12 protein-coding genes are annotated in these 12,742 nt (G+C 64.4%); 8 read left to right on the top strand and 4 right to left on the bottom strand.

Annotated features, from left to right (window positions below; genetic code table 11):
* The first annotated feature begins 79 nt into the window (after window positions 1–79).
* From AArc1_RS04770 to AArc1_RS04750, 5 genes are all read left to right on the top strand, one after another.
* On the top strand, window positions 80–1,660 hold the full coding sequence (locus AArc1_RS04770; protein WP_117363297.1) for an ABC transporter substrate-binding protein: 1,581 nt from the start codon (window positions 80–82) through the stop codon (window positions 1,658–1,660).
* Between the two features lie 2 nt (window positions 1,661–1,662).
* Window positions 1,663–2,607, top strand: coding sequence for a nickel ABC transporter permease (gene nikB / locus AArc1_RS04765; protein ID WP_117363296.1), 945 nt, complete (start codon window positions 1,663–1,665; stop codon window positions 2,605–2,607).
* Window positions 2,604–3,527, top strand: a complete 924-nt coding sequence (gene nikC, locus AArc1_RS04760) for a nickel transporter permease (RefSeq protein ID WP_117363295.1) — start codon at window positions 2,604–2,606, stop codon at window positions 3,525–3,527. Before nikB ends, nikC begins: the two co-directional genes overlap by 4 nt.
* 2 nt (window positions 3,528–3,529) lie before the next feature.
* Window positions 3,530–5,701 carry a dipeptide ABC transporter ATP-binding protein gene (locus AArc1_RS04755; RefSeq protein WP_117363294.1) on the top strand — a complete coding sequence of 724 codons (2,172 nt, stop codon included), beginning with the start codon at window positions 3,530–3,532 and terminating at the stop codon, window positions 5,699–5,701.
* A gap of 78 nt (window positions 5,702–5,779) precedes the next feature.
* Window positions 5,780–6,523: an FAD-binding protein gene (locus AArc1_RS04750; protein WP_117365778.1), complete on the top strand. Its 744-nt coding sequence runs from the start codon at window positions 5,780–5,782 to the stop codon at window positions 6,521–6,523.
* A gap of 41 nt (window positions 6,524–6,564) precedes the next feature.
* Here AArc1_RS04750 and AArc1_RS04745 read toward each other — a convergent pair whose 3' ends face one another.
* On the bottom strand, window positions 6,565–6,927 hold the full coding sequence (locus AArc1_RS04745) for a cell division protein SepF (protein WP_117363293.1): 363 nt from the start codon (window positions 6,925–6,927) through the stop codon (window positions 6,565–6,567).
* Between the two features lie 255 nt (window positions 6,928–7,182).
* On the opposite strand from AArc1_RS04745, the gene AArc1_RS04740 reads away from it, so the two are divergent.
* Window positions 7,183–7,953, top strand: coding sequence for a DUF1028 domain-containing protein (locus tag AArc1_RS04740; protein ID WP_117363292.1), 771 nt, complete (start codon window positions 7,183–7,185; stop codon window positions 7,951–7,953).
* A 225-nt stretch (window positions 7,954–8,178) separates the two neighbouring features.
* On the opposite strand, the gene AArc1_RS04735 is transcribed toward AArc1_RS04740, so the two are convergent.
* A complete protein-coding gene (locus tag AArc1_RS04735; RefSeq protein WP_117363291.1) occupies window positions 8,179–8,658 on the bottom strand; it encodes an RNA-binding protein in 480 nt (159 codons plus the stop codon).
* Window positions 8,659–8,781: 123 nt separating this feature from the next.
* Between AArc1_RS04735 and AArc1_RS04730 the strand changes: the two genes are divergently transcribed.
* A complete protein-coding gene (locus tag AArc1_RS04730) occupies window positions 8,782–9,075 on the top strand; it encodes a DUF7562 family protein (protein WP_117363290.1) in 294 nt (97 codons plus the stop codon).
* 82 nt (window positions 9,076–9,157) lie between these two features.
* A complete protein-coding gene (locus AArc1_RS04725; protein ID WP_117363289.1) occupies window positions 9,158–10,447 on the top strand; it encodes an RNB domain-containing ribonuclease in 1,290 nt (429 codons plus the stop codon).
* Between the two features lie 68 nt (window positions 10,448–10,515).
* On the opposite strand, the gene kdgK1 is transcribed toward AArc1_RS04725, so the two are convergent.
* A complete protein-coding gene (gene kdgK1 / locus AArc1_RS04720) occupies window positions 10,516–11,469 on the bottom strand; it encodes a bifunctional 2-dehydro-3-deoxygluconokinase/2-dehydro-3-deoxygalactonokinase (protein ID WP_117363288.1) in 954 nt (317 codons plus the stop codon).
* A 143-nt stretch (window positions 11,470–11,612) separates the two neighbouring features.
* Entirely contained in the window at window positions 11,613–12,692 is a 1,080-nt protein-coding gene (gene rtcA / locus AArc1_RS04715) for an RNA 3'-terminal phosphate cyclase (RefSeq protein WP_117363287.1), read from the bottom strand.
* Window positions 12,693–12,742: the final 50 nt, after the last annotated feature.

Genomic DNA, 12,742 nt, shown 5'->3' with positions numbered 1-12,742 from the left:
CAGCAAAGCGATGTCGGCGTTCGGCCGATCAGTATCGGAACGTTTAACAAATCTACTTTATCTAATGAAAATTAGATTGATGAAGGCCACCGAAGACGAGCGTCCGATAGATCAACGGCTCCGGAGGCGGCGATTCCTCGGTGCGATTGCTGCCGGTTGTACGGCCGGGGTCGCTGGGTGTGCCGAAGGCGCATCCGACGACATCGACGGAGAAACTGTTACGATCGTGCCGCCGAGCAACCCGGCCGACAGCGACGACCAGTGGGAACGGTGGAGCGGAATGACTCCCTACTGGACTCGGGTCGTCGAACCGCTGGTCTGGGGAACAAAAGAGATGCACGCGAAACCCTGGCTGGCCACCGACTGGGAGCTAACCGACGATACAACGTGGGTATTCGAACTCCGGGAGGGTGTCACCTTCCACAACGGAGCGGAGATGACCGCCGACGACGTCGTCCACTCTTACGAAAACGACATTCTCGAGCGCTACGGTGACTTCGTCTACGGCTGGCTCCACCTCGAGCCGGGAAGCGTCGAGAAGATAGACGACTACACTGTCGAGTTCACCAACACCGAGCCGTTTCCGGACTTTCCAGGAACGATCGGCCACAACATGCTCGACGTTCACCCGCCGTCGGCCGATCCGTGGAACGGTGACGTCATCGGCACCGGCCCATTCACACTCGAGGACGTCGAGGACGGCCAGTACGTCGAACTCGGGACCCACGACGACTACTGGGGTGGCGACGTCGCTCCTGACGGCCTCACCGTTCGTGCGGCCGAAGACGAAACGACGCGGACGAACCTGCTCGAGTCGGGCGACGCCGATGTCGTCCTCGAACCGTCGAAACCGCGTCTCACCTCGTTGCGTCGGAGCGACGAGTTCGTCGTTGAAACCCAGCAGTCGTCCGGATCGACGTTCGTTTCGTTCAACCTCTACGAGGAGCCAACGGACGACGCGGACCTGCGTCGGGCGCTTAACTACGCGGTTTCCCAGTCCGAGATCGTCGAGGAGGCCCTGGGTGGCCTCGGTCGCCCTGCAAGCGGCCCCATCTCGACGGTCATCGACTGGGCGGCGGACGACGAATTGCCGGACTACGAGCGCGACCACGAGACGGCGCGTGAACTCGTCGCCGACTCGTCGTACGACGGCGAAGAACTGACCTGCCTCGTACGGGGCGACCAGGACGACGACGATCTGATCGCACAGATTCTCCAGTCCGAGTTCGACGCGGTCGGCGTCGACCTCGACATCGAACTGCTCGAGCGCGCCGCGTACCAGGACCGGACCGGCCGCGGCGAGTTCCACCTGGCGATCGACGGCACCCAGTCGAACAGCCCCGGTGCCGATTACATCATGTGGGAGAACTTCCACTCTCGAGGCGTCGACAACATCGATCTCTACGAGGCCGATGGAACGGGCCTACACAATCTCGGTGGGGAGGTCGACGACCTCATCGAGACCGGGTTCCAGTCGAACGACCCCGAGCAGCGACACGAGGCGTACGTCGAGGCCCAGCGACGCATCGTGGAGGAGGCCGTGGTGATCCCGATTACCTATCGGGAGTACGCCGTCGCCATGGACGCTACCATCGAGGGCGTCGAGCTTCATCCGATCGATCGGCTGCTCGAGTGGCGTTCCCTCCGGCGATCCCAGTAGCGATGCGCACGTACCTCGCGTACCGGCTTGGCACGTCAGCGATCGTCATGATCGGCGTCTCGCTCGTGACCTACGGGATGATCTTTTTAACGCCGGGAAACCCGGCCGAGGTGATCCTTTCCGAGCGGCTGGATCGGCCGCCGTCACAGGCCGAGATCGAGGCCTTCGAGGCCGAGCACGGACTCACCGATCCCGTCCCCGTCCAGTACGGCCGCTGGCTTACCGACGTACTCCGCGGCGATCTCGGAACGTCTTACTACGCCGAGACGCAGGTGACGTCGATGATCGGGACCGCCCTGCCGGTGACGGTGGAACTCGCCGTCGCCTCCATGCTGATCGCGTTAGCGATTGCCGTCCCGACGGGTGTGCTCAGCGCTGTCTACCAGGGGACCAGCGTCGACGTCGTCTGCCAGTTGGGATCGTTGGTCGGCGTCTCGATGCCGAACTTCTGGCTCGCATATCTGCTCATCCTCGCGTTCCCGCTGACACTCGGCGTTCTCCCCGTCGCGGGTGCTGGCAGCCCCGGCCAACTCGTGTTACCCGCGGTGACGCTCGGGACCGGCATGGCGGCGGTACTGACCCGGTTGATCCGCGCCTCGATGCTCGAGGTGCTCGCCGAGGCGTACGTCGACACTGCCCGCTCGAAGGGGCTTCGCGGCCGGATCGTCCGATACAAGCACGCGCTACGAAACGCACTGATTCCCGTGGTGACGATCATCGGACTCCAGTTCGGCTCGTTGCTCAACGGCGCAGTGGTCATCGAGGTCGTCTTTCAGCGTCCCGGACTGGGTCTGCTGCTCGTCGATGCCGTTTTCGATCGGGACTATCCCGTTATCCAGGGGATCACGCTGATCGCGGCGGGGATTTTCGTCGTGACGAACCTGTTCGTCGATCTGGCCTACCGCTCTCTCGACCCGCGGGTCTCGATGGGGGGCGAAGCGTCATGAACGGACCACCTGACGGCTCAGTCGTCCGGCGACTGGGGGTTGGCCTGTACGACCGGTGCCGGGCACTCAACACCTCAAGGGGTGTCCGGACGATCCGCTCGAGTCCGCTTGCCCTCCTCGGGACGGCGATCGTGGCTGGTATCACGGCCGTCGCGGTGTTTGGCCCGGTTATCGTCCCACACGACCCGACGGCGCAGGATCTGACGAACAGTCTTCAAGCGCCGTCGGCCGCCCACCCACTTGGGACCGACGAACTGGGCCGTGACGTTCTCGCGCGTCTCGTCTACGGTACACGGATCTCGCTCGGAATCGCCGTCGCGGTGACCGCGATCCGGCTGGTACTCGGTACGACGATCGGCCTCGTCGCTGGTTACGTCGGCGGCTGGGTCGACGAGGCGTTGATGCGACTGGTCGACGTTCAACTCGCCTTTCCGGGGCTGGTTCTCGCACTCGTGATCGCAGGCATCCTCGGGCCGAGCCTGCGAAACGTCCTGATCGCACTCGCGGTCGTCGGCTGGGCCTCATACGCTCGAATCGTTCGCGGGAGCGTCCTCTCAACGAAAGAACGGGAGTTCGTCGGCGCGGCACGCTTGATGGGTGCCTCGCGGGTGCAAGTTACGATCAGGCACCTGCTGCCGAACGTCATCAGTCCCGTCGTCGTGCTGGCGACGCTGAATCTGGGGACCGTCGTGCTGGCGACGGCCGGACTCTCCTTTATCGGCCTGGGCGCACAGCCGCCGACACCCGAGTGGGGGACGATGCTCTCCGACGGCCGACACTACCTCAGAGACGCCTGGTGGCTTGCCAACGCACCCGGCGTCGCGATCATGCTGACCGTCCTCGGGTTCACCCTACTAGGTGACGCCCTCCGAGACCTGCTCGATCCGAAACACGAGGCGACTCTCGAGAAACCGACCTAACCATGTCCACCGTACTCACCGTCGAGAACCTTCACACACAGTTCGAAACGAGCGACGGGACCGTTCGTGCGGTCGACGGCGTCTCGTTCGCTGTCGACGCGGGCGAAGTCGTCGGTATCGTTGGCGAAAGCGGCAGCGGTAAGTCCGTCACCGCTAGATCGATCCTCGGCCTCCACGAGCCCGCAGAAATCGTCCGGGGATCGATCGTCGTCGACGGGGTCGACATCACCAAAGCGAGCGACCGAACGCTTCGCAGACTCCGTGGGGAAACGGTTTCGATGGCGTTTCAGGATCCGACCGAAACGCTGAATCCCGTCTTCGACGTCGGCGAACAGATCGCAGAGTCGGTCAGAGTTCACCGCAGCCCCGACTCTCAGACGCTGCTCGACTACCTCCACGTGCCACCGTTCAGCCGCCGCGAGAAGTGGTGCAACGCTCGAGTCCAGGCCATCGACCTCATGGAACAGGTCGGCATCGCCTCGCCGGGCGACCGCGCCGACGCCTACCCCCACGAACTCTCCGGGGGCATGCGCCAGCGGGCGATGCTCGCCATCGCGCTCGCTTCGAGCCCTGACCTGTTGATCGCCGACGAACCGACGACCGCGCTCGATACGACGACCCAGGCGCAACTGCTTGAGATGCTCCGAACGCTCACCGACGAGCGCGACCTCGCGACGGTCCTCATCACCCACGATCTTGGCGTCGTCGCCGACGTCTGTGATCGTGTCGCCGTGATGTACGCCGGAGAAGTAATGGAAACCGGGCCAACCGAACGCATCCTCGAGGAGCCCCGCCACCCGTACACGCGGGCGTTACTCGCGTGTCTGACCCAGCGTGTGGCCCCGAAAAGCCGGCTGCCAGCGATCGACGGTCGGCCGCCTGACCTCTCGGCGAAACCACCCGGCTGTCCGTTCGCCCCACGTTGTGTCCACGCGACCGACGGCTGTCGAGCCGGCGGGATTCCCGTCCTCGACCTCGAGGACCGCGAAGGGACTGTCGCCTGCGGCGAACCGATCGCGCTCGAGGGTACCCACTGTAGCGGCCCGAGTCACTCCAGTCCAGCCGGGGTCGACGGCCCGGACCAACCGCCATCGTCGCCGGACCCGTCCGCAGGCACCGCCAACAGCCACTCGAAGGAACCGGTCGTCCGACTCGAGGGCGTCTCGAAACGCTACTCGCTCGATGACGGGCTTCTCGATCGGCTGCTCGGCGAACCCGCCACGCTCGAGGCGGTCGGCGACGTCGACCTCGAGATTCGATCAGGCGAGACGCTGGGGCTCGTCGGCGAGAGCGGATGCGGGAAATCCACGCTTGCGAGCCTCGTGACCGGCCTCGAGACATCGTCTGCCGGAACGATCCGATTCGACGGCCAGCCGGTCGGCTCCCTCGAGGACCGGGCGACGGAGTTGCTCGCAGACGTCGGCGTCGTCTTCCAGAACCCACGCTCGAGTTTTAACCCGCGCCGGACGATCGAGCGGTCGATCGCCGAACCGCTTCGCCAGCAGGGATGGGGCCGCGACCGGTGTGCCGACCGCATCGCCGAACTGCTCGACCGGGTGGGTCTCTCGGAGCGCCATGCGACGAACTACCCGCATGAACTCTCCGGCGGGCAGATCCAACGGGCGGCGATCGCCCGCGCGATCGTGCTGGAGCCGCGCCTGGTAGTGCTCGACGAACCCGTGTCGGCGCTCGACGCCTCGGTGAAAGCCCGCATCCTCAACCTTCTGCTCGATCTGCAAGCCGACCTCGAGTTGACGTACCTGCTCATCTCCCACGATCTCGACGTGGTCGCCCACGTCGCAGACCGCGTCGCGGTGTTGTATCTCGGTACGCTACTGGAGGTCGGTCCCGCAGCCCGGGTGTTCACCGAGCCGACGCACCCGTACACGAAGGCGCTGCTCGAGGCCATCCCATCGATCGACCCGGCCCGCGACGGCGGCGTCCCGCTCGAAGGTGACGTGGCGAGTTCGGTCGATCCGCCCGCGGGCTGTGTCTTTCACACCCGCTGTCCGCTAGCTGAAGCCGACTGTCGAACCGAGGAACCGCCGCTCGAGGCGGTTGGGCCGGTGCGGTCGAAGTGTCACTTCGCCGGCGACGTCGCCAACCGACTCGGGGGCGGAGACGTCGCCGACGCGGAGTCAAAGCGGGCGAAACCCGACGGCGGCCGCCGATAGATGACTCGGTCCCAGACCAGCAATTCCTGTACGCACCATCTCATGACGAGCGCAAACACCACCACGAAATCGGAATCGATGCGAACTGAATTGACACAAACTGAACCGACACAAACTGAACCGACGCGACTCGACTCCTACGACGTCGCCGTCGTTGGCGCGGGTCCCGCTGGCTGTGCGGCTGGCGTCTTCTGTGCTCGAGCGGACCTCGAGACGGTCGTCCTCTCGAACGGTCGCTCGACGCTCACCAAGTGCGCCTACGTCGAGAACTACCTCGGCTTCCCGGCGGGCATCGAGCCACGAACGCTGCTTGCTTTCATACGGGACCATGCCCGCGAGGCGGGCTGTACGCTCAGGGAGGGAACCGTCGAAACTGCGCGCCAAAGCGATGACACGTTCGAACTCGTCGTCGACGGTACGTCGGTAGTCGCTGACGCCGTGATCGCCACCTCGTGGGCAGACAGCGACTACCTACAGGACCTAGACGTCTCGACGGAACCGGAGGAGCCGGGGCCCGTCGACATCGTTCTCGCTGATGCGGACGGTCGAACCGACGTCGACGGCGTCTACGCCGCGGGCCGCGTGCGCAGCACCCACCATCAGGCCCTGGTCGCCGCGGGCGACGGCGCGCGCGTCGCGCTAACCATGATCGGTGAGACCGTCCCGGAGTTCTACAACGACTGGGTCGCACCCGAGGGCTATTACGCGAGCCACGATCGAGAGATACCGGTCGGAGTAGAAGAAATCTCCCACGAAGAACGCCGAAACCGGGCGGTCCGCGGACGCGAGCGGCTCCTCGAGCACCTCGAGTCCGGCGGCTGACGTCGAACCGACTTCGATCGGATTCGACGCCGACCGGGCGTTCAGAACGACTGGCCGAGCTTTTCGCGGCTGATGCGGACGCCAGTCGGTGTGATGATCATCTGGTCGTCGCCTTTCCGGACGATGTCGCCGTCGACCTCCTGGGCGACCTGGCGGAGTTCGTCGACGATGTGTTCGACAGTCTTGTCTTCGGTTCGCAGGCGTGTGATGTCAGCGATGACGATGTCACCGTCGTAGACGGCTTCCTTGATGTCGATCGCATCTGCCTGCCCGTTGACTTCGGCGATGTGTACCTGCATCGCCGCCTGGGCCGTCCCGGTCGAGACGTCGTTGATATCCAGTTCGACGTAATCCTCGGCGGACCGGGACTGGGTCCCGCCGATAATTCTGCTCATGAGTCCCATCGGGCGTACCGACTGTCGCGGCCAGTATAGTTCTTACGTCAGACACAAATCCAGTTCTCCGTACAGCTAGCGGCCTGGGTCCGTTCGAGACCCCCTCTGTCCGCTCGAGGACAGTCGAACGCTCCGCTCGAGGACGGTCGCCGATCGAGTCAGCTCCGGGACACGACGCGCTCGCGTCTCGCTCGGGCGTCGACGCACCGCCACGGTTCGATGCCGCCCTGACGTTTTTCGTTTCGGTGTTCGTACCCTCGAGTGATGACGTTCAGCATCTGCGTTCGTGAGCACTACGAGAACGACGACGGGGAGAGCCACCGGCGCTTCGGCGTCGCGGTGACGACCCGAATTCCCGGTGTCGGGACGCTCTGTCCGTTCGTCAGCGAGAACGGGGCGGTCGCGACCCAGAGTCTCGTCAACGTCGATCTCGGACGGGACGGCATTCGCTACGTCGACGACGGACTCGGCGTCGAAGACGCCCTCGAGGCGTTGCTCAACGCCGACGATGGTGCATCACAGCGCCAACTCCACGGCGTCGACGCCGACGGTGCGTTCGTGTTCTCCGGGGAGGACTGTGGCGACTGGTTCGGCCACCACGAGCACGATCACTTCACCGTTGCCGGGAACCTACTGGTTAGTGAATCGGTACTCGAGGCGACTGCCGACACGTACGCCGAGTGTGCAGTCCACGAGACGGGCGACCCGTGGACGGGACCCCGAAGCGTCTCCGAGGCAGCCGAGACCGAGCCGCTGGCCAAACGGCTGATCGACGCACTCGCGGCGGGCCACCTCGAGGGTGGGGACAAACGCGAGCATCTGCCGGTCCAGAGTGCGGCGCTCGTCGTCACAACCACCGAGGAGTTCGCCGTCGACCCGCCGTACAACGACCTGCGAATCGATGCTACCGAGACGCCGATCGCCGACCTCCGACGGACGTACGATCTCGCGCTCGAGGGGTATGCGGATACGCTGGCGCTGTACGAGGAGGCGTACGAGGAAGACTCGCTGGAAGACGCCGACGAGCCCGAGTAACCTGAATTATCGGCCTCGGTAGTAGTTCTACCAGTCTGTTACGAAGCTGGTGTGGCGCGCCGGACGATCGTCTCTCGGTGTGTAAGACCCCGTCCATCGCCGCAACGTGTCCTTCGTCCAGAACTGTCCCTTTTGGCACCCGTTCAACACGGTGGCGCTTACCTCGTGATGAGGTGCTGGAACACTCGAGTCCCGAAGCCCCTCGAGTCGGCTGGCGAACTCGGTCTACCCGGCGAACTCGTAGAGGTCGTCGCCGACGTGGTGTAGCGAGTCGACGACCTTGCCCTCGTCGCCGACCATCTCTTCGCCGTTGACTCGAGCGCGACCGATCGCAAGCATCTTGCCGTGGGTTTCCTCAGCGATGACGACCAGATCGTCCGGTTCGATGTCCTCGGTTGCCTCGGTGATCCCTGGCCGCATCACGTCGGCACCGTCGCTGACGAACGAGATCGCTCCGGTGTCGACCGTGACTACGCGCCTATCCGGCTCGTAGGCGTTTGCGCCGCGAACCGTCAGGAACGGCTCGTCGTCAAAGTACGCGACCTGGGGCTCGCCGTCGATGAGGACGACCTCCCAGTCGGTTTCCTCGAACTCGACGCGCTCGTAGGCGTCGCCGTCGGGCACAACACCCAGTCCGTCGGTGAGTGCGTCCTCGAGTTCGGAGACGGCATCGCTTCGCAGATGGTGGCGAGATTTGACCTGCATAGCGGGGGAAACGACCGGTCCAGAAATAAAAGGCCCGTTCCGTCGACCGATCGACCCCACTGATAGTTGTGGCTGCCGATACGTGTGTTAATCGCTAAATAGTATCATAGCCTCTGGAAGCGTATGTGGCCCTCCCGGCGTCGGAGTGAGAGGGTGACGTGTCTCGCCTGTGGCGAGCAGGTCACTCGGTCTGCAGCCCGTGAATACGACAAGCACGGCGACCGATGGGACCGCGAGGACAAGACGTTCGAACACTGTTGTAAGGCCTGTCATCGCGAACTCTGTCACCTCCCGCGGAACGAACTCGAGGAACTCCTCGTCGATCTCGAGGCAGAGACCGCCAACAGGGAGGCGTTTCTGGCGGCGTATCTCACCGAGGTCGAACGTCGCTACGGGACGCTCGAAGAGGAGTCCTGACCTATTGGAGGCTGGTCGTCACTCGAGTGCACCCGCCCGTCGTCCCGACACGACTTTCACTCGGTCGTTCGTAGGCGGTGGTATGAGCGACGACGCACAGGCCGAAGCCGGCACGGCCGAAGGGCAGGGCCCCGTCGAGATTAGTGAGGAGGTCGCACGCCACCTCGAGAACAAACGCGAGGAACTCTTCGAGAAGTTCGAGATCCGCGATGCGTTCCCCGAGGCGGTCCTCGAGGAGGCCCGAGAACTCACGGACGACGTCCAGGGAGATATCGATGCCGAGATCGACGACCGCGAGGATCTCCGAGAGCTGACGACCTGGACGACCGACCCGATCGACGCCCAGGACTTCGATGACGCCATCTCGATCGAAGAGCGTGACGACGAGTACGTCCTCTGGGTGCACATCGCCGACGTGACCCACTACGTCCACCCCGACTCAGCGATGTGGGACGAGGCCGTCGAGCGCGGTAACACGGTGTACCTGCCGGGCTATACGATCCACATGCTGCCGCCGGTGCTCGCGGAGTCGGTCTGCTCGCTCGTCCCGAACGAAGAGCGCTTCGCCCACACCGTCGAGATGCATCTCGATAAGGAGACGCTTTCGTACGACGAGATCGACATCTACAAGTCCGTCATCGAGTCCGACGAGCGGCTGACCTACGCCCAAGCCGAGAAACGAATCGAAGATCCCGACGCCCCGCTACACGAGGAGAACAAACTCGTCCACGAGGTCGCCGACCGGATGCACGAGATCCGCAAGGAAGACGGATCGCTCGTGCTCAACCCGGCCCGTGACCGTGCCCACACGATCATCGAAGAGTGCATGCTGAAAGCGAACAAGGCTGTCACGCACGAACTCATGTGGAATCGCGGCGTCGAGGCGATGTACCGCGTTCACCCACAGCCAAGCCCCGACGAGTGGTCGAACGCCCTCCAGGAGATTCAAGAACTCGACGGCGTTTCGATCCCCGGCGACACCTGGGACGACCCCCGCAAAGCCGTCAACGCGACGCTCGAGTCCGCACCCGGTCGCCAGCTCGATAAGATCCAGTGGGCCGTGATGAAGGTGATGCCACGGGCGACGTACATGAACGACCCGTTTGGCGGCCACCACGCGTTGAACTTCGAGATCTACGGCCACTTCACGAGCCCCATTCGCCGTCTCTCGGATCTGATCAACCACTGGATCGTCTACCAGAACGACGTCCCAGAGACCCTCCTTCAGCTCTGTGACCGTGCGAGCGACAAGCAAAAAGACGCCGAACAGTGCGAGCGCGAGTACAAGCAGTTCCTCCAGGAGGTCGGGCTCGACCCCATGGCGGTCAACAACCGTGGGCTCGAGATCGTGGAGGAGAGCGAGGCCGAGTGAGGAACGAACGAGGCCTCGAGATAGCGAACGGGGAGGTACGACCCGTGAGCAACGCGATTTCGACCGTCTCAACGTGAGACGTCGTCGGCAGCCGATTCGACGATTCGGTCGACTTCGGACTTCGTGACGAGCGCGATATCGCCGGGGATCGTCCGTTTCAGGGCTGCGGTCGCCGCGCCGTACTCGAGCGCCGTCGGGACGTCTGCACCGGCGAGTCGGCGAGAGAGGAACGCGCCGGTGAAGGCGTCGCCGGTTCCGATTTCGGAGACCGTGTCGGTCTCGAAGGCAGGTTGTTCGTGGACGACGGTGTCGTGCCAGCCGACGGCGCCCTCTGAACCGCGTGTGACGACGACGGTCTCGAAATTGTACTGGCTACCGAGTTTGTGTGCGAGCTGTCGGGGATCGCCCTCGAGTTCGAGGACGTTTCGGGCGTCCCGGGCGGCGATTACGAGGATATCGATTCCCGGGAACAGAGACGAAAGCGTCTCTTTCGCCGCCGTCGGCGGCCACAGTTTGGACCGGTAGTTGAAGTCGAATGCGGTGGTCGTCCCCGCTTGTTTGGCGGCTTTGAGCAGCTTTGTCGTCGTCTCACGAAGCGTCGACGAGAGCGCGGGCGTGATCCCCGTCGTGAAAAAGAGCCCCGCATCGCGGATCGAAGCGAACTCGAGTTCCTGGGCAGTCGTCGTCGTAAACGCCGAGTTGCTCCGGTCGTAGATGACGGTCGCTCCGCGGGGCGTTCCGGCTCGCTCGAGATAGTACGTCGCCTGTCTGCCCTCCTGAGTCCAGACGACGTTCGTCTCGAGGCCGTAACCCCGGAGTTCCTCGACGACGCGTCGTCCGAGGGGCGTTCGGGGAACCTTCGAGAGCCACGTCACGTCTGAACCAAGTCGGTGGGCTGCGACCGCGACGTTGCTCTCTGCACCGCCGACGTGGACCTCGAACTCCGTTGCTCGCTCGAGGCGGTTGCCGTCGGGTGGGGACAGTCGAAGCATCGTTTCTCCGAACGTGACGATATCGCTCACAGCTCGCCCTCCGCGCTCCCAGAGATCGGCTTGCACATGTTCATTGGTGTATCAACACAGCCGTTTCCTCAAAGTTGTATCGCCGGTTTCACGTCTTCACCGCTAGGGTGGGCTCGAAGTCCTGCAGTGTTCGTCCGTCCCTCTCACGATCCACCGGCAAGCGCGTCCCTCGGGTCGACCGCGAGAAGCGCACTGTCGCCGTCGGAAACGCGGTCGACCGGGACGTCGAACGACTCGAGTAAGTCGCAACTGGCCGCGACGTGGTCGGTCACGCTGGGCACTCGAAGCCGTCCACCCGCGAGCGCGAGAACGACGAGCAACTGATCACCCAGGTGTCGATCGACGGGGGCGTCGCCCTCGAAAAAGCGGTTTGCGGCGTTCGCGGCGGCTTCGCCGACGCGTTCGGCCGGCGTTCCACGTTCGCCGAGCGCGGTAAATCCGGCGACGCCGGTTCCATGCTCGAGTCGGAGGACAACCGCCGAGCCGGGGCAGGCACTCGTTGCGGTCGTCTCCCGGCGTTCGCAGGTGGTCGACTCGAGTGTCTCGTCGAGTCGCTCGAGTGCACCTTCGGCCTGGCGATGGGCGACGTCTCGATCTGCGAGGTCGGTTGCTTCCGTCGAGTAACAGCGGACGCCCTCGAGTGAGCCGCGTTCGGTGAGGTCGATCGCGTCGATCTTGGAGGGGGCCAGGTGGAGCGTCGCCCGTCCGCCGCCGTCGGGGTAGAACCCTCGCTGGTGGACCTCACAGGCCACAGTGAACCCGAGTCGACGGAGCAGCGGGAGCTTCACCGCGGTAACGTAGTCGATCGGTGGGGACCACTTCACATCGGTCCCGCCGGAGGCCGTAATCGACAGCGGCGACTCGAGGACGGTCGCGAGCGCCAAGATGGCGTCGAACAGCAGCGTGATGCTCCCTGCGGTGCCAATCGACACCTCGTACGTCCCGCCGGCGACGATCGGTCGGTCAGCCGCTCCGTCGGCCGCCCGGCCGGGTGCGAACTCGACCGTCTCGGCACCGACCTCGGCCCCCGACACTTCGGCATCGGTCAGCTCGGCCATCGTCTCGAGTACCGCCAGGTGCTGGTGACGGAGGCCGGGCGTCGGCCGGTCGCCGCGGACGTGCTCGATCCGGATCGAGTCGCCCTCGAGCACCGACAGAGCGAGTGCCGTTCGGAGGAACTGCCCGCCCGCGCTCGAGCCGTCGAGTTCGCGCGTGTTCGTCATCCTGGGGAGGTACGGGCTCGGATCCCTCAAATCTGTCTGCTGCGATCCTT

It is taken from the genome of Natrarchaeobaculum sulfurireducens (assembly GCF_003430825.1).
Lineage (GTDB): Archaea > Halobacteriota > Halobacteria > Halobacteriales > Natrialbaceae > Natrarchaeobaculum > Natrarchaeobaculum sulfurireducens.
The sequence above is the reverse complement of the archived record's forward strand: the minus strand, read 5'-3'. Positions and strand labels throughout refer to the sequence as shown.